This is a genomic window from Reichenbachiella sp. (genome assembly GCF_965233835.1).
Lineage (GTDB): Bacteria > Bacteroidota > Bacteroidia > Cytophagales > Cyclobacteriaceae > Reichenbachiella.
This window is the reverse complement of sequence record NZ_OZ247585.1, coordinates 2,616,552-2,640,019: the sequence shown is the minus strand read 5'-3', so window position 1 is coordinate 2,640,019 and position 23,468 is coordinate 2,616,552. Positions and strand designations below refer to the sequence as shown.

The window sequence follows — 23,468 nt, the reverse complement described above, 5'->3', positions numbered from 1 at the left end:
AATAGAAATACTTCCTTGAACAGACAAACTATAGAAGTAATAGAGTCTATAAACTTTTAGTTTTGTGGATGACAGATGCAAAGGTGGTAGATCCAACAAATAATAAAGAGCTTCAGATTCTGTTTCAAGACGAACACTATGTGGCTATCAATAAGCCTCATGGACTACTGGTACATCGTTCCAAAATTGCCACCAATGCCGATGAGTTTGCCGTGCAACAATTACGTGATCAAATCGGTCAACATGTACATCCGGCTCACAGATTAGATAGAAAAACCAGCGGTGTCCTACTCTTTGCTTTAACCAAACCAGCACTATCGGCCATTCGTGGGGTATTCGAGAAAGAGGAGATCAATAAGAACTACTGGGCTATTCTAAGAGGATTCACCGAACCTGAAGGGTTGATTGACTATTCACTCACCAATGACAAGGGTAAGACTCAGGATGCTCAAACAGCCTATATCACACTGAACAAAACCGAAATTGATGTGCCTTTTGGAAAGCACTCGACTTCGCGATATTCATGGGTAGAAGCCAAACCTAAGACGGGCCGTATGCATCAGTTAAGAAAGCACTTTGCACATATCTTTCATCCCATCATAGGAGACCGCCCACATGGATGCAACAAGCAGAATAAATTCTTTTTAGAGCAATGGAATATGAACACGATGCTTTTGCATGCGAGATCTCTTGGCTTTATTCATCCAATCACGGATAAACCGATTGAGATTGAAGCTCACCCTCATCCTGAATTTGTCAGAATGATCGAAACATTAAACTTTGATAAAAGACTATTGGGCTAATTTTCCTGCCACAAAACCTGTGGACCATGCCGCCTGAAAATTGAATCCACCAGTAATACCATCTACATCTAATACCTCTCCAGCAAAAAACAAACTCGGCAACTTCCTGCTTTGCATGGTATTAAAATCCACCTCCGACAGATCTACACCACCACAAGTCACAAATTCCTCTTTGAAAGTAGTCTTACCTGCTACAGCATATTCATCATTGAGCAAAATATTGACTAAGCGATTTTTGTCCTTCTTTTTAACTTCTGCCCAAACGGTGTCTTTGTCCAGATCTATCCTATCCAATAAGTATTCCCAAAGTCGATTGGGTATATCAATTGGTTTTGCATTGAGTACTTTCTTTTTCGATTCTTTCTCCGACACACCTACCACTCGCTGTCTGAGTCCCTCTTCATTCATTCCATCTGTCCAATTCACTTGAGCCTTGAAGTTGTAATTCATGTCAGACAATTGCCTGGCTCCCCAGGCAGATAATTTAAGCACGGCTGGTCCACTCAATCCCCAGTGCGTAACTAATACGGGTCCCTCTTGCACCATTTTAGTTCCCTGAATCTTTACTACGGCATTAGGAATAGCCAAACCCATTAAGGCTTTAAGCTTCTTTTCCTCAGGAATGTTAAAAGTAAATAATGATGGCACAGGTTCTACAATTTTATGTCCCAGTTGGCGCAGCCAATCATAACCTGTGGGTTTAGGACTCCCTCCAGTAGCTATAATAACAAAATCGAAGTAATCAGCATCCGTCGACTCAAAGGAGAGTTCAAACCCGCCATGAGCACATGGTTTCAGCCCTGAGATGCCCTTTTTGTTAAACAACAAAACACTGGAGCGCTCAACTTCATTTCGCAAGCAATCTATGATAGTCTGCGAGTCATCAGTCACTGGAAACATCCTCCCATCGGATTCAGCCTTTAGTTGTACCCCTCTGCTCTCAAACCATTCAATTGTATCCTTTCTATTAAAATAATTGAAGGTCTTCTTCAATTGTTTTTGTCCCCTGGGGTAATGACGTAAAAAATCAGCTTGTTGTTCACAAGCATTCGTTACGTTGCACCTCCCTCCACCAGACACTTTTACTTTAGCCAACGTTTTAGATGATTTTTCAAAAATTGATACAATGGCCTCCCGATGATGTGCCTTACACGAAATAGCTGCAAAAAAACCTGCAGCACCTCCTCCTATTACCGCTACTTTCATATTGAAGTGTTTCTATTTTGGTACAAAGCCAATATTAGAACTTATTTTTCTTTTGCCCATTAAAAGGAATAACTTTGCGCCTTCAAAATTACAGTAGATATGATTTCAGTAAATAACGTTTCTTTACAATACGGCAAGCGAGTTTTGTTCGACGAGGTTAACATCAAATTCACCCAAGGCAATTGCTATGGTGTGATTGGAGCCAATGGCGCTGGTAAATCAACGTTTCTGAAAATACTCTCAGGGGAAATTTCACCAAATTCCGGTCAGGTTGTTTTGGACCCAGGGAAAAGGCTAGCAGTGTTATCTCAAAATCACCACGCTTTTGATGAAGAAACAGCCATCCATACCGTAATGCAAGGTCATGGTACCCTATGGGAAATCATGCAAGAAAAAGATGCCTTGTATGCCAAAGCTGATTTTTCTGAAGAAGACGGTATCCGAACATCTGAACTAGAGGAAAAGTTTGCAGAGATGGACGGGTGGAATGCTGAACCTGATGCAGCGGCCTTATTGAGTGGCTTAGGGATTGTAGAAGATGATCACTACAGACAGATGAAAGATCTGAATGGTAACCAAAAAGTAAGGGTCCTTTTGGCTCAGGCTCTTTTTGGAAACCCAGATGTGTTGATTCTAGATGAGCCTACCAACGACCTGGACATCAATACCATTTCCTGGTTAGAAGACTTTTTACTTGAATTTAAAAATACTGTCATCGTGGTATCTCACGATAGACACTTCCTGGATACGGTTTGCACACACACAGCAGATATAGACTTTAGCGCTATCAATGTATTTACTGGAAACTATAGTTTCTGGTATCAGTCGAGTCAGCTGGCACTGAACCAAAGAACTTCAGCTAATAAAAAGGCGGAAGAAAAGAAAAAGGAGCTGCAGGATTTTATTGCTCGATTCAGCGCCAATGCAGCCAAATCTAAGCAAGCTACCTCCAGAAAGAAGTTGCTAGACAAAATCAATATTGAAGAGATCAAACCCTCTTCACGTAGATATCCAGCCATTATATTTAATCAAAATAGAGAAGCTGGTGATCAAATTCTTGAGGTCAAAGGACTATCGAAATCATTGGATGGCAAACCGCTATTCAGCAACCTAGATTTCTTTGTCAACAAGGGTGATAAAATTGCCTTCCTAGCTAAAGATGGGTTGGCAACGACTGCCCTTTTCAAGATTTTGAATGAGGAAATGAAAGCAGACAGCGGACAATATAAATTTGGTCAGACCATCACCAAAGCCTTTCTTCCCAATGAAAACGCTGAATACTTCAAAGAGAAACTAAACCTAATAGACTGGTTGAGACAATATTCTGACGGAGAAAAAGACGAGGTTTACATACGTGGATTCCTTGGCAAAATGCTTTTCTCTGGTGAAGAAACATTCAAAATGTGCGATGTATTATCAGGAGGTGAGAAAGTGCGTTGTATGCTTTCAAAAATGATGCTTGCAGGTGGCAATGTATTGATACTTGACGAACCTACTAACCATTTAGACCTAGAATCTATCCAGGCATTCAATAATGCTTTGAAGGATTTCCCAGGAACGGTTTTATTTACTTCTCATGACCATGAGTTTGTACAAACCGTTGCTGACAGAATTATAGATTTGAAGCCTGATGGCTATGTAGACAAGCTGAGCACTTTTGATGAATACATGAGTAGCATTCAAGCAACTGATTAATATTTATCATTGATTTAGTTGACTCAACACTCAGATCAACCGTTTAGCACAATGTGATTAGTCGAACCAAAGAAGAAGAGTTTTCTTTGCCGACTTATTGAGTAAACAAAGAATCTTGAGCAAAATCATTCTATATACGGCACTGTTGAGTATATCTTTTCTACCATCCTATGGGCAGGATTTGGTATATCAAATCAAGAAAACAGATTCCGCCATCAAAATTGACGGGGTGCTGGATGAAGATGTTTGGGAAGAGCTTGATGTAGCTCAAAATTTCTTCCAGTATTTTCCTAGCGACAGTTCTAGAGCAGACTCACAAACTGAGATCAGACTTACTTACGACGATCACTTTTTGTATTTCTCAGCCAAGATGTACAATCAATCAGAGGACAGAGAATATGTAGTACCTTCTTTCAGAAGAGATTACAGAGGAAATCAAATTGACGGCATCTCTTTACTTTTTGATACTTTTCAAGACAAAACCAATGCCTTTCAATTTGGAGTCAACTCCTATGGAGTTCAGAGAGAAGGCCTTATTGCTGGAGGGTTTGGAGGAACCTCATGGTCCTGGGACAATAAGTGGTACGCAGAAGCCAAAAAATATCCCGGCTATTGGGTAGCTGAAGGTGCCATCCCATTTAAATCCATTCGATTTAAGGAGGGTATGGACCAATGGAATATTAACTTTTATCGTTTGGACAGTGAAAATGGTGAAAGGTCTACCTGGAATCAAATACCAAGGAATTACGATATTAAATCGCTGGCCTTTACTGGAGTATTGCAGTGGGACCAACCATTGAAAAAGCCTGGGACAAATATTTCTCTTATTCCCTATACCGCTACAGAGATAAACAGAGATTTTGAGGATGCAGACCAGCACGGTACAGAATCCAAAGTGAATTTTGGTGGAGATGCTAAGGTTGCTATTGGCTCAGGTCTAAACCTTGATTTGACAGTTAATCCTGATTTTTCGCAAGTTGAAGTAGATCAGCAGGTTACCAATTTGGACAGGTTCGAGTTATTCTTCCCTGAAAAAAGGCAATTCTTCTTAGAGAATGCTGATCTCTTCTCCAATTTTGGACATCCCTACTATGCCAGGACATTTTTCTCTAGACGTATAGGCATAGTGAACGATACAATCAATGGGGAAATACGACCCAACAAAATACTATATGGTGCCAGACTGAGTGGAAAGCTTGACAACAACTGGAGAATTGGACTACTAAACATGCAAACTGAGGCAATAGAAGATATCAGCTTACCTGGATATAACTACTCATTTGCTGCCCTTCAGCGTAAAGTATTCGCAAGATCTAATATTGGAGCGGTCGTTGTGAACAAACAAACCTTTGATTCTCCTAACGACAATATGGATTTTGACCCAGACCATTTCAACAGAGTGGTCGGTGTAGATTACAACCTTGCCTCTGCTGACAATAAATGGATTGGCAAGACCATGTATCAACGATCCTGGGACAGCGACAGTATTGACTCAGAGGAATATGCCCACGCTTTTTGGCTCGCCTATCGAGGCCGAAACTGGCGTGTAGAGTGGGCTCATACCTTAGTAGGCGAAGGCTTCAACGCCGAAATGGGATTCGTACCAAGAAACGGGCTTTTCAGAATTGAAAATGTACTGGCACGTAACTTTTATCCAAAACAAGGGCCTGTAAACTTCCATCAAATAGAAGCCACCTTGGAGACCCTTTGGGGAGATACAGAAACCACAGGAGAACAAGTAAAATCAGATCAACTCATGGCGATAACCGAAAACATGCAATTTCAAAACACCGCCAGATTCGATTTTTCTGTTAGACGACGATTTACTTACTTGTTTAATTCATTTGATCCAACCAATACAGAAGGCCAGGAATTAGTAGCCGATACCGAATACACTTATCACTGGGTATGGGCTCGGTTCAACTCTGATGAGCGAAAGACATTCTCCTATAGTTTGGTCGGACAATATGGTCAATATTTTAATGGCAAGAGATTTAGGCTGGGTGGAGATGTTAGTTATCGAATTCAGCCATTCGCTGCTTTCAGCGTAAATATCAATTACAACAGACTATCTATGCCCGCACCGTATAACAGTGCTGACCTAGTACTGATAGGCTCACGAATAGATTTGACTATGACAAGAAAGCTGTTTCTCACCTCCTTCTTGCAGTACAACAACCAGGCAGAAAATTTCAACATCAATACAAGACTTCAGTGGAGGTTCAAGCCAGTGTCAGATTTTTTCATTGTATACACAGACAATTATGCCACTATGGATATGAACCAAGATTTTGGTCTTCAGAAAAGAAATCGCGCACTTGTCGTCAAGCTCACTTACTGGTTAAACCTATAGTCGAAACTAGTTTAATCAAAACCATCTTAATTATTAATAATCAGATAGATAGAAGGATTTATTTCTATTTTTCCTAAATATCTAAAAGAATCGCATAAAGACGCTTTAAGAAAATCTCTTAAATCATATATGGCATCCTCCTAAATCCACCCTATTACAGATTTTCGCTCCAAATTCCAACCATTTTATTTTTAGGTTTGTTTACTTAATAATCTAATAAGTCAACATGAAAAGGTATATAGCATTGATATTGGTGCTTTGTGTGTTCACTATTTCTCAAGCTCAAATCGTTGAGAAAAAATTGAGCAAAAAGCAATTGATCGAACAAGCGGATTACTATTTCTTCAAAGAGAACTTTACCAAAGCGCTAGAGTTGTACAATCAACTCATGGAAGACTACCCCAAAAACCACTATATCCAATATCACTCCTTTGTTGCTTATCATCTTTCTACGGGTAGAGGCAGCGATATGACCGCCTTAAAAGAGTATGAACAAAATGAAGGCATCACTGATAAGTTCTACAACTACTGGCTCGGTCGAATTCATTATGGTAGATACGAGTTTGAACTAGCTGAACAACATTTCCAAGCTTTTCTTGACATTGACATTTACAGAACTCATGAGATAAAAAAGGAATCAGAATATTTCCTAACCATGGCCAAAAGAGCCAAGGAATTCTATGCGACTGTTAATGATTTCGAAATAGAACCACTGGCGGCACCAATCAACTCTGAATACGCCGATCTTTCACCAGCTTTCTTTTCTGAGCATGATGAATTATTACTCGTGTCTTCAAGACCTGCAGGCAGACTGGTTGATCAATACCAGGTCTTTTATAGTCTTAAATCAAACAATAAGTTTAGTTCACCCCGAGTACTAAGAAACCTTGGTGCTTTAGATGACAACAACACCAAGATAGAAGTGGTAAACAATGATGGCAAACTGTTCATGTATAAGGAAGACACTGGAGGCGACCTTTATTACTCGGAACCCATGTCTTCCGGGTGGAGCAACCCACAGGAGTTTAACTCTGGACTTAGAGATCATCTGGTTGAGTCTCACTTCTTCATCAACGATGATGAAAACATCATTTACTTTGCTTCTAAGGGCGAAAATGGTAAACTAGATCTATTTCAATCCATTTTGGACCCTACCAATGAAAGCTGGTCTTCCCCACTTCCTATCGTAGGTCAGATAAATTCTAATTCAAATGAAGATCATCCCTTTCTATCTCACGATGGAAAGACCTTATATTTTAGCTCAGATCGACCTGAGTCAATTGGAGGTTACGATATCTTCAAATCAGAAATTGATCCAGTTACCGGCTTGTGGGGTGCTGCTGTAAACGTCGGCTATCCGATAAACTCAATAGATGATGAAATAAACTACCAGTTAAACGAAGACAATATTTCAGGATTTCTGAGTTCCAATAGGTTACATGGACAAGGAGATTTCGACATATACTATTTCCATAAACAAGGAAAGGTTCTAGCCTCGGGAGTGGTTTACGATCAAGAGACTCTGGAACCTATTCCCCAAGCAAAGGTAATCTTTCACCCAACCAAATATCAAGACGAATCCTTTACTACTTCAACTGATGCGACAGGAAACTACAAGATTGAGGTTTATGAAAATGAGAATTTTATTGCTAATATCTATTTAAAAAATCAACTACTGTTTTCAACACAGGTCTATTCAACTCATGACGAACATCACAAATCCTACGAAAAGAACTTCTACATCACCGTACCCGAACAACTAGATCAGGAGACAGATTATGCTGCACTATATCAAGGAGAAAACACTTCCCGACCACAGTATGAGAAACTGGAGATGATTGGAAGCAAATTTCGATCAGGAGAAAAAGCCATTCTCAACAACATCTATTTTGACCTGCATGCCACATCCATTCAGCAGGGATCTATTCCTACTTTGAAGAAAATACATCAAGTGATGGTTGAAAATCCAGGACTGGTTGTTGAAATAGGCGGTCACACTTGCAACATCGGCTCGTATGAAGTCAATCTCCAAGTTTCACAGGCACGTGCAGAAAGCGTAAAGAACTACCTCATTTCTCATGGTATATCACCAAGTAGACTAATAGCTATAGGCTATGGAGAGTCTCAACCTCTGGCTTCTAACGATGATGAAGAAGACGGCAGAAGTTTAAATCGCCGAATAGAATTAAGAGTTCTGAATCAATCACTTAGCATGAATAAGTAATATTTCATTTGTTCTAAAAAGGCTGGTTTATACCTTTGCTATTTAATAGAACAACCCGATGACCAGAAGTCTTCTTTTTGCCATTTTCATCCTTGTTTCACACGCTTCCCTTGGTCAAAATCAGGATACCGTTTTCATGCACAACAATCAAGTGCTGATCGGAGAGATTAAAGAACTAGAAAATGGTGTACTAACATTTGAAACTGAGTACAGTGAAGATGATTTTAAAGTAGATTGGGATGATGTAAAATCCCTCAAAACGAAGACTAATTTCATTATTATGCTATCGCATAATTACCGGTTTACAGGAACCATATCACCTGACCCTAACAATAGTGATTATTTAATATTATATCCCGAAGAAGGATCCAAAATGTTTGCTAAAACCTTAGAAATAGTCTATCTAAAATCATTTGAAGAGGCATTTATAAACAGGATATCTGCTAATGTAGATGCCGGGGCTTCTATTACCAAAGCAAGCGACACTAAACAGCTCAATGTTTCCGGAGGCATTTCATATCTGTACACTGGCCTGCAAGCTGATCTATATGTTAACACGTTGTACAATGTAGTTCAGGATACCATTGTGACCGAACGTGATAATTATGGTACCAGCCTGAAAATGTTCTTTACAAGAAAATGGTATGTCTTAGGCGCCGCCGATTTTCTCAAAAGTGATGAACAAAATCTTGACCTAAGAACAACGATTCAAGTTGGTCTGGGTAGAGATGTAATCAGAAATAACAAAATGTATTTGGTATCGGCAGCAGGAATAGCTCTCAATGCTGAAAAATACACGAATGAAGACAACGCTTCAGGTGAAAGTATAGAATCATTTGGAGAGGTAGAGCTCAAAATATTTGGAATTAAAGACTTTACCCTGAGTACCAAAATTCAGTATTTTTCTATCATAGCTCATAGAAGCCGACAAAGGGTAAATGTTATATTTGACACCAAATACGACCTTCCACTCGATTTTTACATAGGTGGTAATGTCACTTATAACTTTGACTCTAATGAGGAAACCACTGGCTCGAGGTCGGACTATGTAATTAAAAGTAGCATTGGGTGGAAGTTTTAGTTTCTTCCTCTTCCACTCTACTTAGTTTCTCATTTTCTTACTCCCTGGACAATCCAAATAGGACACTCTTGAAACGTCCCGATCTATCTTTTTGTAATGAAATTCTGTATTCCGGAATAAACTGAAGTTGAGAGATATATAAAAAACATTGCTGTCTAGGTTTTGATAGGGCATTACTTCGACTCCATTTACCACTTCAGTATATGACTTATTATGGAAATTAGTCAAGTAATATTTGAACTTAAGACTGATACCAGAGTAAAACTGCACACCAGCAAACAATGTATGATACAAAGAAGGCACTCTGTCACTGAAGTAGACGCTAAACTTGTCCTCCTTCTTCTCATTGACAAACGTTTTCTCCTTGTAATTAAACGGGATTTCCAGCTCATACCCTCCAAACAACATCAAACCATTGGTATCTCCTAGCTTTAGCCCTACGGGGATTCCAATGTTATATGTTCTAAATTTTTTTCTGATCTGAGCACTGTCTGGGTCATCCCAAATAAATCCAACATTTCGCATCGCCACTCCCGAATAGAATCCGAAATTTTCATTTACATCTTTATTGACATTCATCTGAAAGTTAAAAACTGGACTGAATCGAATTGCTCCATCGTTGTCTGTTCCTCCAAAAGAAAAAATCCACTCACCACCAGTAGTCACATAGGTATCTCCGGACTGAGCATTTACTGAAAGACAAGAAAGTATAAAGAACAATACAAGAAAGTATTTTACAATTGATCTCATGGGTTGTATAAACTGATAGAAGACAAATATATAAATATCAAAAGCTTCTTTATTTTCTTATTGAAATAATTATTCTCCTCAAAAAAAATCAAGAAACATAGGAAAATCCCCTACTATTCATCCGTGTAAAACCGTAATTTTCAGCCTTTTATATAAAAAATCATTGCTATCCGTCAATATAATTTGGAGCTTTGCGGCTGTAATTGATTAGAACGTGACACCAAGTCGCTGACGAAAAAATACAACAGCTATGAAAAAAGCCACCTTTACTTTACTTACCGTAATCTTTGCACTTCAGTCTTTTGTAGTCACTGCTCAAACAGATAATTACAAAAAAGGCCTTGAGGCGATGCAAGCTAATCGCTATCATGAGGCCTTGGTGTGTTTCACCAAAGTGGTGGAGAATGAAAAGTTTGAAATTTCAGGCAAAGACCTTTCTCAAGCCTATGCTTATTTGGCAGTCATCAGAACTGCTTATTTGGAGAAGGATCTAAATAATGTCAAATTCAGTAATATCATTGCCAAGCAAGGTCAAATTCACCAAACCATCCAAGAAATGGTACGTGCCTCAAAATTCCAGGACGGCAACACAAAGTCAATGATCAATGAGTCTAAAAAAACATTGGTTGAGGTCTCTTCACATGCGCTGAAAGTAATAGGAGATTCTTTGATGACTTACGACGAAAATCAGCCCAACGAAACCACCAACTTTTTGGCCAATTTCGCGATCAAGCAATTTGGCGAATTAGAAAACATTGCTGTCGACAATTGGGAGCTTCATGACATCTTAGGTTTGGCTCATTTCTATCTTGGAGAAAACCCAAAAGCTATGTCTGAATTCAAAAAAGGTAGAGACCAATTTTCAAAATTGACTGAACAACCAATTAGTCCATTACACCTGAAAAATTTTGTTCTGAGTGCTAATTACTATTTTAAGATAGCAAACGACCTGAAAGAAACCCAGAATGTCTGCAAGCAAGGCAGCTCTTATACCTCCGTCCTAATCAATAATTTGGACGATAGTGAAATGAATGAGATTCTTCGTCTCAACAAGATTGAAAATCGCTTCCGCTCATATATGACACGAATCAAAGATTCCAGTAACTAAGGTTCGTTCTCTTTTTTAAACAACATATACTAAAGTCAAACCGTACATTCAAGGATGAAAATTCTTCATAAACTCTGCCTTCTTATTTTTATAATAGAAACATTTTCTATTCATGCCATACATGCACAAGATCAATTCTATGAAAATGGAATGGCTGCTTATGAAAAGAAGGACTATGAAACTGCTCTATTGAGTTTTACGCAAGCATTGGATAATAAGTATCTCATGAAGGGCAAGGATGTGCCGCGTGCATACAACTACAGAGCTAAAACCGTGGCGGAATACTTTGGCGTAATGCTAGGCAACAACAATTCGGAATTTATCTCTGACAACCCTAATATCTTAGTCAATGCGTTTGAAGACCTAGACCAAGCTATTCGATTTGATGATGGTAAATGTTCTGACTTAATCGCCGAGACTAAAGGTGATTTATTGAATGTTACTTTCCAATTTGGGAAAACTATTGCCGACTCGCTAAGAATAGACCGTGGTTCAAATGACCCAAAAACTGACAGTTTAGTTGTGCTCGTCATAGACGAACTACTTATACTAAAAGAGCTTATAGGTGAATCTTATGAGATCGATGACCTACTTGGTTTATTACAATACAAGCAAGGCAACATAGAAGAGGCAACAAACTATTTCACTCAATCAGAGACGCTCTATCAGCAAAATCCTCCGATATCTGCTGATTACAATCATGTTTATAACTACTACTACAGTGGCTTGATCAACTATTCAAAACTTCATGATTTTGATCAAGCATTGGTGGATGTAAAAAAAGCAAGGAAGTTCGTCTACGATCATTTTAATGGCAATGAAGAGGCCACCGCCTTGGATGCCAAAATGGAAGCATTGGAGTTCCAAATCAAACTACTCAAGGAATAAGTTAAACTAATTCCTCCTCTACGGCAGACTTAAACCTCACGATGAAGCTGGTGCCTACACCAACTTCACTCTCACAACTTATTTCTGCCTCCATTGCGTCTACAAACTTTTTTACAATGGACAGTCCTAATCCGGTAGACTGTTCGTTGTTCGTAGGTTTTGCGCTCAGCTTCTGAAACTTGGTAAACAGCTTAGGTTGATCCTCTTCGCTTATGCCTGGTCCTTCATCTCTAATAATCATTGTTTCACTCCCATCTTCCTGGAAGACATTAAGAAAGATACTCTTACCAGACTCCGAAAATTTAATCGCGTTGGATAGAAGGTTTTCAATAACCTGCAATAGATAATTGTAGTCAGCAAATATGAAATGCTTTTCGGTATCTATATTGCTTTGGATAGCAATAGACTTCTTGCTTGCCAAGAGCTCAAAATTACCAGCAACAAAGTTCATAGTCTGTCCAAGATCCACCTTTTTCAAATTGAGATTTACCTTCATATCCTCTACCACACTAACATCCAATACACGATCTATCATGTCACGCATACGCTCCATGGTATCATCGACCAAATGAAAGTAATGACTCTGCTCTGGAGTCAGGCTTGACTTTTCCATTTTCACTAGTGCAATCAGACCTTTGATATTATTTAATGGGCTACGAAGATCATGAGCCACTACGCCCATCAAAGTATTTTTTTCCTCATTAAGCACGGTTAGTTTTTTGTTATGATTTTGTAACAAGTAGTAAGATCTTCCCAAACTCGCTGCCAAAAGTGTAGTTAAGACTAAAACCACAAGAATACTATTTTGGAAGGACTGCTCTTCCCGAAGCTCTTCGTTCAACCGCATCTCTTCTGCCATTTTTTTGTATTTCAATGATTCCATTTCTCTTTTGAAATCATATTCTGCTGTCATTCTAGCAATTTTCTCGGTAGACTGGGCATTGAATAAAGAGTCTTTTATATCACTATACTCTAGTTGGTATTTAAGGGCATTCTTTAGGTCATTTTTGGATTTATAAAACTCAAAAAGCCCTTTGGCTGTCTCCTTCATTTCAAAAGCATAGTTCGCTTTAGAGGCCAAATCCAACGATTTAAGAAGCATAGTTTCAGCTGTACGATTCTTTCTTTGTTTCATTGCCAACAAACCCATATTGCGATAAATACTTGTTTGACAACCCGTCAATTGACAAGTATTAGCCCAGTTCATCGCTTGTTCGAAAAAATACCGTGCGAGTCATATTCCCTTTTCCAGGTCATTATTTCTCCCAAGCCCTCGTATGAATAGGCCAAGCCACAAGTAAAGTTGTTCTCAACTTGAATGGCGTGTGATTTTCTAATTAAGTCTAATGCTCCAAGTGTATCCCTCTGTTCTTTGTAGACAATGGAAAGATTACTCAGCAGCACAGCCTCTTTATCTGAAACACCATAAGCCTTAGCTATTTCCAACCCTCTATTATAATATTCCTTAGAGTCTTCCGGCTTACCAATTTCATTGTAAATAATTCCTAGGTTATTTAATAGAATCAGTTTCGCATTGTTATCATCAGAATCCTGAATAAGTTGATAGGCTTTAAGATAATATTCCAGCGATTTCGCATACAAGCCCATCTCATTATACACTATACCCAATCGGTTCAAAGAGAACCAGGCACTATCCAAATGACTTGGTGTATCAAAATAATTGTTGGCAGTTGTAAAGTGGCGAAGTGCGGCCGCATTGTTTCCCCTCGTATTCTCCAGGTCCCCTAGATCAAGATGAATCAAGGCAGATTTTGAAGTGTTCTGAATGGAATCTGCAAGAGTGAGTGCTTTTTTATAAAAAAGCTTAGCAGAATCAAGCAGATTAACCTTTTCCAGAGCATGGCCAATACTCTGATAGGCAGTAACAAAAAGCTCACTATTGTCAATCTCATTCAGATTGTCTAAGGCTTGATACGCATAATTCAAGGACATTGGACCATCCTCCTCTGTTTCCGACAATGACAGATAAATTCGAATACTATCCTCCGTGGTACCGACCTTATTCAGTTCAACAAGCAGACTATCAATTACTGTCTGCGAGAACGTAGTAAGCCTGCATAGCATCAAAAGAATAAAAACAATGCTTATTGACCTTTTCTTCTTAGTCATCAACTCCCAATTTCGTTCCGCTCAAAGATGAATGAGAAGGCTTATTTTTTTTCCTTCTTTTTACCTCTGCTTTTTGTCCATTCTAGTGCTCCTTCATCAAACTCTTCAGCCACATTTTTATCCAACCCTCCTATTTTAGTTGGGTCAACATTGGTGATTTCGTTATCATCCAGGTCTTCAAGCGGATTATCGATTTTTTCTACTTTTTTACTCATGATAATTACTTTTTATCAAAACGCTTAAATACTTATTCTGATACTATATACCTAAGTATTCTTTTTTCATATTTTCTATGATAGGTAGTAATATAACGAATTTCGTTCCTTTATTTAAGTCACTGACCAAGCTAACTTCTCCTTCTAGCTTGTCAACAGCCGATTTCAAGATAAACATTCCAAGCCCTGACCCTTGTACATCTTCATTGGCCCTATAAAACATATCAAAGACCTTCTCCTGATATTTGGGATCAATACCTATTCCATTATCCTCAACAATAATGCACATGTAGTCCTCGGCTGTTTGCATCACCTGAATATTCACAAAAGGTTCGTCAATATCCTGGCGAGAGTATTTAATACTGTTTTCAATCAAGTTTTGAATAATGGTATTCATCAAACTTCGATCTGACTGAATCTTCATTTCCCTCTCGATTTCAATTGAAAATTTAATCTTATCGAAACCTGGCAAATAATTAAATGATTCTATGCAATCTGAAACCATTTCATCGAAGTTTATGGTTGTCTTCGAAAGTTGCCAGTCTCTTACCTTCGAAAGCTCCAACAGATCAATAATGGTTTGATTGATGCGAGTAATTCGGTGGTGGTACAAATCAAAATACTTCAAAGCTTGCTCATCCTTGATTTCCGATTTGACTACATCATACAACCCCATCAGTGAAGAAATAGGTCCACGAAGGTCATGCGACACTCTTGATGAGAACTTATCCAATTCCTCGTTCTTCTTTTCTACTATTAAGTTATTCTCCCTTTGAATTCTAGCCTCAGACTCCAGAGATTCCATCTTCCACATGGATTCAAGACTTTTAATCTTACTCTTAGTCTCAGAATTGATGACTTGCTCCTTAAAGTCATGGTACTTGATATGATAGGCCAAGGCTTCCGCCTGATCATTTTCATTCATGGCTATGTTAAACAGCTCATAATAAGCCTTAAACATTATTTGCTTATTATCGATTTGCTCTCCTACTTCTATTGCCTCATGAAAATATTTTTTAGCCTGCTCATACTGGTTAGTTGCCAGACTCACCTGACCCAATTTGGTAAGAGCCATTCCACAACCCATTTTCTCACCTACTTCACTATGTACCTTTAGGCTAGTCTTAAAAAACTCTTCTGCCTCCTGATACTCATTAATATGTAGGTGAATCTTGCCTTTGCCATACCAGGAAAATGCCAGACCTCGCTTATCCCCTGTTTCCTTTTTTAAACTAATGCTCGTATTAATAGATTCTAAGGCATTTTTATAGTCCCCTTTTTTAAGGTACAGCCCCGAAAGTGGGTTACATGCGTTAGACTCACCGTTTTTATCATTATTTAGATGACTCAGTTCGCGACATTTCACATAAGTTTCCAAGGCCTTATCCAGCTCACCAAAAGCTTCATAAATAAAGCCAATAGCTTTTAGCGTTTTTGACTGCCCAACAAAGTCTTCAATTTCTTTCTGCAAACGAAGGCACTCATACAAATGCTCTAATCCCTTGTGATATTGAGTGGACTTATATTCGATGCTACCTATGTTATATAGGGCATCAGCCATTCCTTGCTTATCATCCAATTTTCGAAAAGCAGTCAATGCTTCTTCTGAATGTTCTAGTCCTGCCAAATGATCGCCCATGATCATGTAGAACAAACCCAGCTGACAAGAACATCTGGCCAATCCTAATTCGTACCCTATAGCTTCACTTTTTGCTTGAGCCTGAATGGTTAGATCTATGGAATTCTTGACGTTGCTTACGCGAGAATCCATAGCATATTTCAACGTGGATTCCACGCTTTTTACTTGAGCCTCATTATCGAGGGATGGCTCTTTTTGAATCTTGGGTTGCATTATTTTAAAATTTGGAAGACAGTCTTCAACAAGTTCTAATAAAATAATACAGGCGGACTTTAAATATACATGTTAAACCCGAACCTATCAAAGGGATACTGAAATAAATATCAAAATATTTCAAGTCAATATCCTAATTGTTCAATTCACAACAACATTAAACCGTTGCATGCAACAAGATAACTATTTTTTAAGCCAAAAAAGGAAATTATCGCCTTCTTCCACCGCCAGAGCGACCTTGTCTACCTCCCGACCTTCCAGAACCTGAAGGTTTACGAGAGCTTCGACGTTTTCTATCCTGATATCCTCTTTGATTAGAGCGGCCAGATTTGGGAGGGGCATCATCTAGATTTACTCGGAGTTCTCTACCTTCGAACTCGTAGCCTTTGAATTTCCCCATGACATCTTTCGCAATGTCTTTTTCTACTTCGAAATAGGCTCTTTTCTGCTGGAGTTCAATTTTTCCGATTTGTCCTTTCTTAGCTCCAGATATATCACAAATCATATGCAATAGCTCTGCATTGGAGATATCATCGATTTTCCCAAGGTTAATAAACAAACGGGAGTGTTTACCACCATTTCGATCGCGATCTCTTGTTTCTTTTGATCTACTGTTTTCCGTCTGATTTAAATTGCCGCTATTGGATATGCTAATCTTAGATAATTCTAGGGCTAATAGTTTGTCAACTAGTTCCTCTTTGGACAAGGAGGCAAACATATCCTGAGCTTGTTTTTTCAAATCTTCAGGTAATTCTTTCTTGATTTCGTAATCAGCAATTAATTTCAAAGAGTTGTCCATTCGAGAAGACATGACCTCGTAGGCAGTTGGAATCAACTCTTTTTCGAATTTAATCTTTAACCTGCGTTCAATTTCTGCGATTCTTCTTACCTCGCCTTTGCTAACCAACGCAATCGAAATTCCTTTTTTTCCGGCTCTGGCCGTTCTACCACTTCGGTGTGTATAAAACTCCAACTCATCCGGCAACCTGTGGTGGATCACATGCGTTACGTCATTCACATCAATACCTCTGGCTGCTACATCTGTAGCGACAAGCATAGATAATGTGCCGTCTTTGAATTTTCTCATCACAGAATCACGCTGTTTCTGTGTAAGATCACCATGAAGTGCCTCTGCCCTATAACCAGCTCTACTGATGTCATCGGCTAAATTCTGCGTATCAATCTTGGTTCGACAGAACATGACTCCATAGAAGTTTGGATTCACATCCAATACCCTTTTGATGGCTTCTAGTTTATCACTTACTTTCACTACTAAGTATTGGTGAGAGATATTTTTATTCACTTCCACTCCACTTTTCACCGATACTTCTTTCGGATCATTCATGTAGGTGTTCACCATATTTTTGATGGCAGACGGCATAGTAGCCGAAAACAGCCAGGTAGTTTTCTCCGGAGGGGTATCTGCTAAGATTTTGTTGAGTTCTTCTTTGAAGCCCATATTGAGCATTTCATCAGCTTCATCCAGTACCACATAGTCTAGTGCTTTCATGCTAATCACCTTTCGGTTGATCAAATCGACCAAACGACCCGGCGTAGCTACAACGATTTGCGGTTTGGCTTTCAACGCTTTGATTTGATTGGTGATCGCTGCACCACCAAAAACCACTTCTACTTTAAGTTTCGGCTTCTTTTTAGAAAAATTTTTGAGCTGTTCTGCAATCTGCTGGGCTAATTCCCGTGTGGGTGCCAATACCACAGCCTGACAGGTATTTGAATCCTCATTGACTGACTGAATCAATGGTAGGCCAAAGGCCGCCGTCTTTCCAGTGCCCGTTTGCGCCAAGCCAATAAAATCCTGCATGGAGTCGAGTAAAATGGGAATGGCCTCTTGCTGAATCTGCGTAGGTTTAACAATGCCTAAATCGGTGAGCGCATCAACCAAACGTGGTTCGAGCCCGAGTTCTGAAAAAGTATTCAATCTGAAAATCTTATGATAAGTTGCAAAGGTAGGCAATTAATAGCCCTGCGCTATCAATTGCCCATAAGATTCTCTTCTACGAGCAAATTATCCCAAAATGGTCTCTTTGCGATAAACCACTCCTCTTTCACTCAAGTATTGCAAAATGAAATCAAAACAACCGGTATGATTGCTCACCAACTCAGGTGGAAACACGCCTTTTTCGTTGAACTTCTTATCTAAAACTAAATTCACTGCGGCAGTGGCTGTATATCCGGTTGTTCTGGCCATCGATGAAGTTTGTGTCTCAGGATCATAGGCATCATGCAAATGATAAACGATGGTTTCTTGATCACCGGATTCATTTTTACCTGATACAGTAATTCGCATCACTGTGATTTCTTCTTCGGTCTCACCCAATTTCCACTCATCAAAGAGCACCTTGCATGTGAAATCCAAAGGACTTACTGTGGTTCCTTTTACGTCAATTGGTTGTTCGCTAAAAAAACCACTGGACTTTAATACCTGAATGTACTCCACATGACCAGGATAGCGCAACGTCTTCTCGATCATATTTGGGATATGTCCCATCGTAAACAATAAAGAACGGAGACCGTCGGAGTTAAATGACTCCAGCGTTCCCACACCATCAAATTCTTCTTGTGCCACATCAGATAACGCGGGTTTTGTCACAATATGACTGTTTTCGACATATCTGGCAGGACGCGTATATTCTTCGATCACATCTATAGGAGAAAAAGGTGCCTTGTAAGCAAATGGCCATTTTTTCACTTTAGGCAAGCCTCCCACAAGACACTCGAAGTGGTCGATTTTCATGGTTTCGTTGTGATAACCGAGTACTAGATTGCTCATACCCGGAGCTACACCGCAATCCACGATGGCGGTGACTTCCATTGCTTTCGCCAATTCCTTGAGTTGCAAAGCATTTTCAGGAAAGAAAGAAATGTCTACCACATCCTTTTTCGCTTCTATGATCCATTGTAGGGTTTGATAACCGAGAAAGCCTGGCACAGCGCAGACTACCAAATCAAAAGGTGAAATGAGTTCCTTCAATTCATTTTCCTTGGTGACGTCTAGCTGGGTGACTTCGATCTTGGGCGATATGTTTTTTAGTTTGTCCAGTGCCCTTTGGTTGAAATCGGTAACGGTGACTTTATGATTATTAGACAGGTCGATAGCCATGGCGCTTCCGACCATGCCACCGCCTAATACGATGATATTATTCATATTTTGATGATTTGTGATTGAAATAATAAAGAGCCGTCATGCTTCGATTGTCCTATACACACAGATGAAGGCTACCGCTCGGTTGACTGAAGAGTTTGACTCTAACAGAGACCTCTGGTTAATGAGATTGTACGAGCTACAACCCTGGAATAAGCACCCATGGCATTTGATTAGAAGAAGGTATGGAGATATATGTTCTCATTTAATAAAACTGTTTGCTTATTGAAACAAAGCTATTCATATTGTTGTCAATTATTATTTGATAAAAATTTTCTCATGAAAACTTCTGTCGTTAATTATTAAATCAACAATATAAAAACCTGACTCTAATTTATCTAAATCAATTACGAACTCTTCAGCCTCATATTTCACCACCGTTTCAAAAATAATACCTGTATAATTTCTAATACTCACATTGAGATTAGTATTATTTGTTGATTTCGGCATCTTTACTTTTATATATTCATCAGCTGGGTTAGGATACAAAATAATATCATCACTAAAATTATTTTGTGCAGCACTAGACAGTATTATATTTTTTGTTCTCACAAAATCAGTTTTGAAAATCTTTCCTACTTGTTTGGAAATCAAATAAACCGCTCCTTTTTCGTCGAATCCAAATCTAATATCTCCCCTTTCAATATTTAACAATTCTTTAATTGAAACACTTTGATTGGTTGAATTGTTATCTAAGTCAAAATTTGTGATTTCATAAAAATTTGATTGGGTTCCTTCTTTCTCGCAATGAAGCATCTTCTTGTAATCTGAAAAAAACATTCGACCAGTTGGAAGATCAGTGAAAATCACCTTTTCCTTGAAAGACCCATCGTTTAAATCGCTAACAATTAACCCGCCTGCTATTGCATAGCTAGAAATAGAATGATCATATTCAACTACAGGCAAGGAGTGTTTCTGATTGTTATATAACAAAATGCTACTATCATGAATAAGAGTTCCTTCAAATCGATCCCAACCATAATTACCTCCAGGTCTAGCAAATACAATTTCTTCACGATCAGAAGCTCCAATATCAAATACGATTAAGATCTGTTCACCATTTAAATCTTTTGAAAAACTGAAGGTTTGGGGATCGCGAAATCCTACTGCATATATTTCTTGTGCCGTATTTTGTTGACCGTAATAGGGGTTACTTAGTGGAATACTATATTTTGAATTTGCAGTTTGCAAGGGGTTAATACACAAAATCTTCCCAAAAGGGTTGTTCAGTTGTTGAATATAACCCTTGTCCGGCGCATTATTTCCTAATGCATTACCATCTCCAATTGCAACATAAAGCAAACCAAAGTTTTCATCTCCGAGCTTCAAGTTAGGGTTAAATGCGAGCTCACCTAGCCCATGAGGATTATTGCCCTCTGTTTGAACTCTAAATATTTCTCGATAAGAATTGATATCAGCTTTATTCTTATCTGAAAGATCTACAGTAAATTCTGAGATTGCGTATTGATTTGATCCTGTTCTACTGTTAAAATCTTGGATACGATAATTGGCATGTAATCCATATTGGTCAAAAGAACTTTTGACTTGATAACCCAAATATATTTTCCCGTAACCTAAACTTCCTTCAATTCCATATTGAGGATGAAAATCAAAATACATTAAACCACGAAAAGCACTAGCACCTTCACCATTTATAAAACCAGTTTCTGACGATATTGAAGAAAGATCTAAAAATACATTTAACTCTTTTCCCAATGAATCATAGACTATTATTTTGCCCGTTTGAAAAGAGACAAATACTCTGCCCGTACCATCTTTTGGGGCCCCAACCTTGATTGCCCCGAAGGCAGAAACTGTACCAGCTGGATTGCTTCCAGTTCCACTTTCATATTCTTTATGATCAGCAAAGCTTTTTAATACCATCGTGTAACTAGATTCTTTTGGAATCATATGTTCAGGCAAGTCATTTTGAGCCACAACAAAATTTATTTGCACTAATACCAACATGGCTGATAAAAATGTGAAATTATTAAGGCAACTATAATTCATATTTGGTCACTTTATATTCTAATTGCGTAAAGGAAAAAACTTGGTTAAATAAAAATTCTATCTCATTGATGCATAAAATGGACAGTTAAAACATAAAAAAAGTCCCGATTGCCCGGGACTTATACCTTTAATAAAAACGAGATATAATTTAAGCTTGTTTTACGTCAACCGCATTCAAGCCTTTTTTACCTTCTTTTAAATCAAACGTCACCGCATCTCCTTCTTTCACTTGGTCAACCAGACCAGAAATGTGAACGAAATACTCTTTTGAATCTTCATCATCAACGATAAACCCATATCCTTTGGATTCGTTGAAGAATTTTACTTTACCTTGTTTCATTGTACTATATTAGAATAAATTATAGTGTAAAGTATGTAGGTTAAGTGATAATACAAAAAAATGACAAATTATTTTTAACTACATTTCCAGTAATTAAACAGCGATTCTCTATATGAAAAACTTATCCCTACTCTCTCTTATTCTTTTTGTTTCATCCAGTGCCTTCGCACAAGTACCATCTGGCGAAGACCAAATCAATGCAGCCATACAGGCCGGACCAGAAGAACAAAGAGCCGATGCGACAGTACTTGGCTATAACGATAATGGAGAACTCATCGAACTCAGAAAAGGCAGCAATCAATTGGTATGCCTGGCCGACAATCCTAACAAGGACGGATTTAATGCCGCTTGTTATCACTCCAGCTTGGCAGACTTTATGGCCAGAGGCAGAGCATTAAAGGCAGAAGGCAAATCCAGACAAGAAGTATCAAACATTAGAGAAGCCGAAGCCAAAGCTGGTACGCTAAAAATGCCTGAAAAGCCTGCCACACTTCACGTCCTCTATGGCAAGGAGGCTAAGTACAATAAAGAAACAGGTTTGGTTGAAAATGCTAACCTGAGATATGTAGTCTACATGCCCTGGGCGACTCAAGAGACTAGCGGGCTACCTCTGAAGCCTATGGTTCCTGGTGGACCTTGGTTGATGTTTCCAGGTACACATGCTGCGCATATCATGATCACTCCTCCCAGGAAGTAGTTTGTTCAATGAGCCAATGACCAAATGAATGAATTCATTGAATCATTACTTCGTTACCTTAATGCACCCCGTTCAAAAACACTTCCATCGCCTCGATCACTTGTCGAGGCTCTTCTATGGTGGATGAATGACCAGCACGTTTGATGACGGCTAGGTGGGCCTGAGGAATCTTTAGCTTAATGTTTCTGGCTTTTTCTAATGTCGTGGCTACGTCCTCATCTCCGGCAATTACTAAAGTAGGAACAGAAACTTTCCCTAGTTCTTTGCTCACGCTATCTCTCTGAATAACGCCAGTGACAGATTTTGTGATAGACTTTTGATTGTTTAGGATCTCTCCTCTCCAATAATCCACTTCACCCTGACGGTTCGGATCATTCAGAAAAGTTTTACCAAACATGATGGGCATTACCTTATTGATCACCGCCTTCACGCCAAAAAGTTTAACAATGGTATTGAGCACATTGTATTTGAATTTATTAGGCTCCAAATCTGCCGAGGTCTCAATCAACATGATAGACTTTAGCAATTCACGATGTCGAGCAGCCATTCGCATGGCCACGAATCCGCCCATGGATAGCCCTACCATATGACAAGGCCCTAAATTCAGTGCGTTGATCAAGCCAATGGCATCAGAGGTCAGACTCTCGATATCATATCCTTCTTCAGTAACTTCACTTCTACCCTGTCCTCTGTGATCATAAATCACACATTTATACCTCGCCTTGAAGTAGTCGACCTGAGCTTTAAACATCTTCCCACTCATCAGTAGACCGTGACTAAAGACAATAGTCTCCGGGCCTATCCCATGAATTTCATAATAAATTTCTGCACCGTTGATATTAATTGATGGCATAAGTATTAGCTGCTTTACGACTCGAAGTCAGGTTTATGATTGATTTTGTACAAACCAAAGTTATCAAAATTTATGATTGAATAATTCGATCTCATAGGAT

General features: G+C 38.8%; 19 protein-coding genes. 8 read left to right on the top strand and 11 right to left on the bottom strand.

Annotated elements, in window-relative coordinates:
* Positions 1-68 precede the first annotated feature (68 nt).
* Positions 69-803 carry a pseudouridine synthase gene (locus tag ACO6S2_RS11240; RefSeq protein ID WP_422358647.1) on the top strand — a complete coding sequence of 245 codons (735 nt, stop codon included), beginning with the start codon at positions 69-71 and terminating at the stop codon, positions 801-803.
* On the opposite strand, the gene ACO6S2_RS11235 is transcribed toward ACO6S2_RS11240, so the two are convergent.
* Positions 792-2,009 (bottom strand): NAD(P)/FAD-dependent oxidoreductase, encoded by a 1,218-nt coding sequence (locus ACO6S2_RS11235; protein ID WP_422358646.1) that lies wholly within the window; start codon positions 2,007-2,009, stop codon positions 792-794. The genes ACO6S2_RS11240 and ACO6S2_RS11235 overlap by 12 nt on opposite strands.
* 99 nt (positions 2,010-2,108) lie before the next feature.
* On the opposite strand from ACO6S2_RS11235, the gene ACO6S2_RS11230 reads away from it, so the two are divergent.
* From ACO6S2_RS11230 to ACO6S2_RS11215, 4 genes are all read left to right on the top strand, one after another.
* Complete coding sequence (locus tag ACO6S2_RS11230; protein WP_422358645.1) at positions 2,109-3,704, top strand: ABC-F family ATP-binding cassette domain-containing protein; 1,596 nt, start codon at positions 2,109-2,111, stop codon at positions 3,702-3,704.
* A 115-nt stretch (positions 3,705-3,819) separates the two neighbouring features.
* Entirely contained in the window at positions 3,820-6,057 is a 2,238-nt protein-coding gene (locus tag ACO6S2_RS11225; RefSeq protein ID WP_422358644.1) for a DUF5916 domain-containing protein, read from the top strand.
* Positions 6,058-6,283: 226 nt separating this feature from the next.
* Positions 6,284-8,281: an OmpA family protein gene (locus ACO6S2_RS11220; protein WP_422358643.1), complete on the top strand. Its 1,998-nt coding sequence runs from the start codon at positions 6,284-6,286 to the stop codon at positions 8,279-8,281.
* Between the two features lie 58 nt (positions 8,282-8,339).
* On the top strand, positions 8,340-9,362 hold the full coding sequence (locus ACO6S2_RS11215) for a DUF481 domain-containing protein (protein ID WP_422358642.1): 1,023 nt from the start codon (positions 8,340-8,342) through the stop codon (positions 9,360-9,362).
* A 21-nt stretch (positions 9,363-9,383) separates the two neighbouring features.
* On the opposite strand, the gene ACO6S2_RS11210 is transcribed toward ACO6S2_RS11215, so the two are convergent.
* Positions 9,384-10,112 carry a hypothetical protein gene (locus tag ACO6S2_RS11210; protein ID WP_422358641.1) on the bottom strand — a complete coding sequence of 243 codons (729 nt, stop codon included), beginning with the start codon at positions 10,110-10,112 and terminating at the stop codon, positions 9,384-9,386.
* 250 nt (positions 10,113-10,362) lie between these two features.
* Between ACO6S2_RS11210 and ACO6S2_RS11205 the strand changes: the two genes are divergently transcribed.
* Together ACO6S2_RS11205 and ACO6S2_RS11200 are read left to right on the top strand one after the other, a co-directional pair.
* Positions 10,363-11,220 (top strand): hypothetical protein, encoded by an 858-nt coding sequence (locus tag ACO6S2_RS11205; RefSeq protein WP_422358640.1) that lies wholly within the window; start codon positions 10,363-10,365, stop codon positions 11,218-11,220.
* A gap of 54 nt (positions 11,221-11,274) precedes the next feature.
* Positions 11,275-12,108: a hypothetical protein gene (locus ACO6S2_RS11200; protein ID WP_422358639.1), complete on the top strand. Its 834-nt coding sequence runs from the start codon at positions 11,275-11,277 to the stop codon at positions 12,106-12,108.
* A 1-nt stretch (position 12,109) separates the two neighbouring features.
* Here ACO6S2_RS11200 and ACO6S2_RS11195 read toward each other — a convergent pair whose 3' ends face one another.
* The 8 genes from ACO6S2_RS11195 to ACO6S2_RS11160 all read right to left on the bottom strand — a co-directional run bounded on the left by ACO6S2_RS11195 (position 12,110) and on the right by ACO6S2_RS11160 (position 21,818).
* Positions 12,110-13,243, bottom strand: coding sequence for a sensor histidine kinase (locus ACO6S2_RS11195; protein ID WP_422358638.1), 1,134 nt, complete (start codon positions 13,241-13,243; stop codon positions 12,110-12,112).
* A 68-nt stretch (positions 13,244-13,311) separates the two neighbouring features.
* Positions 13,312-14,238 (bottom strand): tetratricopeptide repeat protein, encoded by a 927-nt coding sequence (locus ACO6S2_RS11190; RefSeq protein ID WP_422358637.1) that lies wholly within the window; start codon positions 14,236-14,238, stop codon positions 13,312-13,314.
* Between the two features lie 41 nt (positions 14,239-14,279).
* On the bottom strand, positions 14,280-14,453 hold the full coding sequence (locus ACO6S2_RS11185; RefSeq protein WP_422358636.1) for a hypothetical protein: 174 nt from the start codon (positions 14,451-14,453) through the stop codon (positions 14,280-14,282).
* A gap of 43 nt (positions 14,454-14,496) precedes the next feature.
* Positions 14,497-16,305 carry a tetratricopeptide repeat protein gene (locus ACO6S2_RS11180; RefSeq protein WP_422358635.1) on the bottom strand — a complete coding sequence of 603 codons (1,809 nt, stop codon included), beginning with the start codon at positions 16,303-16,305 and terminating at the stop codon, positions 14,497-14,499.
* Between the two features lie 208 nt (positions 16,306-16,513).
* On the bottom strand, positions 16,514-18,244 hold the full coding sequence (locus ACO6S2_RS11175; protein WP_422358634.1) for a DEAD/DEAH box helicase: 1,731 nt from the start codon (positions 18,242-18,244) through the stop codon (positions 16,514-16,516).
* An 87-nt stretch (positions 18,245-18,331) separates the two neighbouring features.
* A complete protein-coding gene (locus ACO6S2_RS11170; RefSeq protein WP_422358633.1) occupies positions 18,332-19,471 on the bottom strand; it encodes a saccharopine dehydrogenase family protein in 1,140 nt (379 codons plus the stop codon).
* A 255-nt stretch (positions 19,472-19,726) separates the two neighbouring features.
* Entirely contained in the window at positions 19,727-21,478 is a 1,752-nt protein-coding gene (locus ACO6S2_RS11165) for a PQQ-dependent sugar dehydrogenase (protein WP_422358632.1), read from the bottom strand.
* 148 nt (positions 21,479-21,626) lie between these two features.
* Positions 21,627-21,818 carry a cold-shock protein gene (locus ACO6S2_RS11160; protein ID WP_420581382.1) on the bottom strand — a complete coding sequence of 64 codons (192 nt, stop codon included), beginning with the start codon at positions 21,816-21,818 and terminating at the stop codon, positions 21,627-21,629.
* 112 nt (positions 21,819-21,930) lie between these two features.
* Here ACO6S2_RS11160 and ACO6S2_RS11155 point away from each other — a divergent pair, with 112 nt between their 5' ends.
* Positions 21,931-22,515 carry a hypothetical protein gene (locus ACO6S2_RS11155; RefSeq protein WP_422358631.1) on the top strand — a complete coding sequence of 195 codons (585 nt, stop codon included), beginning with the start codon at positions 21,931-21,933 and terminating at the stop codon, positions 22,513-22,515.
* A gap of 58 nt (positions 22,516-22,573) precedes the next feature.
* On the opposite strand, the gene ACO6S2_RS11150 is transcribed toward ACO6S2_RS11155, so the two are convergent.
* Positions 22,574-23,368: an alpha/beta fold hydrolase gene (locus ACO6S2_RS11150; protein ID WP_422358630.1), complete on the bottom strand. Its 795-nt coding sequence runs from the start codon at positions 23,366-23,368 to the stop codon at positions 22,574-22,576.
* Positions 23,369-23,468 lie beyond the last annotated feature (100 nt).

What these genes read in the sequence shown, in the direction of transcription:
- ACO6S2_RS11240 (WP_422358647.1), top strand. Translation starts at nt 69, where the DNA reads ATGACAGATGCAAAGGTGGTAGATCCAACAAATAATAAAGAGCTTCAG.
- ACO6S2_RS11235 (WP_422358646.1), bottom strand. Translation starts at nt 2,009, where the DNA reads ATGAAAGTAGCGGTAATAGGAGGAGGTGCTGCAGGTTTTTTTGCAGCT.
- ACO6S2_RS11230 (WP_422358645.1), top strand. Translation starts at nt 2,109, where the DNA reads ATGATTTCAGTAAATAACGTTTCTTTACAATACGGCAAGCGAGTTTTG.
- ACO6S2_RS11220 (WP_422358643.1), top strand. Translation starts at nt 6,284, where the DNA reads ATGAAAAGGTATATAGCATTGATATTGGTGCTTTGTGTGTTCACTATT.
- ACO6S2_RS11215 (WP_422358642.1), top strand. Translation starts at nt 8,340, where the DNA reads ATGACCAGAAGTCTTCTTTTTGCCATTTTCATCCTTGTTTCACACGCT.
- ACO6S2_RS11210 (WP_422358641.1), bottom strand. Translation starts at nt 10,112, where the DNA reads ATGAGATCAATTGTAAAATACTTTCTTGTATTGTTCTTTATACTTTCT.
- ACO6S2_RS11205 (WP_422358640.1), top strand. Translation starts at nt 10,363, where the DNA reads ATGAAAAAAGCCACCTTTACTTTACTTACCGTAATCTTTGCACTTCAG.
- ACO6S2_RS11200 (WP_422358639.1), top strand. Translation starts at nt 11,275, where the DNA reads ATGAAAATTCTTCATAAACTCTGCCTTCTTATTTTTATAATAGAAACA.
- ACO6S2_RS11195 (WP_422358638.1), bottom strand. Translation starts at nt 13,243, where the DNA reads ATGAAACAAAGAAAGAATCGTACAGCTGAAACTATGCTTCTTAAATCG.
- ACO6S2_RS11190 (WP_422358637.1), bottom strand. Translation starts at nt 14,238, where the DNA reads ATGACTAAGAAGAAAAGGTCAATAAGCATTGTTTTTATTCTTTTGATG.
- ACO6S2_RS11185 (WP_422358636.1), bottom strand. Translation starts at nt 14,453, where the DNA reads ATGAGTAAAAAAGTAGAAAAAATCGATAATCCGCTTGAAGACCTGGAT.
- ACO6S2_RS11180 (WP_422358635.1), bottom strand. Translation starts at nt 16,305, where the DNA reads ATGCAACCCAAGATTCAAAAAGAGCCATCCCTCGATAATGAGGCTCAA.
- ACO6S2_RS11170 (WP_422358633.1), bottom strand. Translation starts at nt 19,471, where the DNA reads ATGAATAATATCATCGTATTAGGCGGTGGCATGGTCGGAAGCGCCATG.
- ACO6S2_RS11165 (WP_422358632.1), bottom strand. Translation starts at nt 21,478, where the DNA reads ATGAATTATAGTTGCCTTAATAATTTCACATTTTTATCAGCCATGTTG.
- ACO6S2_RS11160 (WP_420581382.1), bottom strand. Translation starts at nt 21,818, where the DNA reads ATGAAACAAGGTAAAGTAAAATTCTTCAACGAATCCAAAGGATATGGG.
- ACO6S2_RS11155 (WP_422358631.1), top strand. Translation starts at nt 21,931, where the DNA reads ATGAAAAACTTATCCCTACTCTCTCTTATTCTTTTTGTTTCATCCAGT.
- ACO6S2_RS11150 (WP_422358630.1), bottom strand. Translation starts at nt 23,368, where the DNA reads ATGCCATCAATTAATATCAACGGTGCAGAAATTTATTATGAAATTCAT.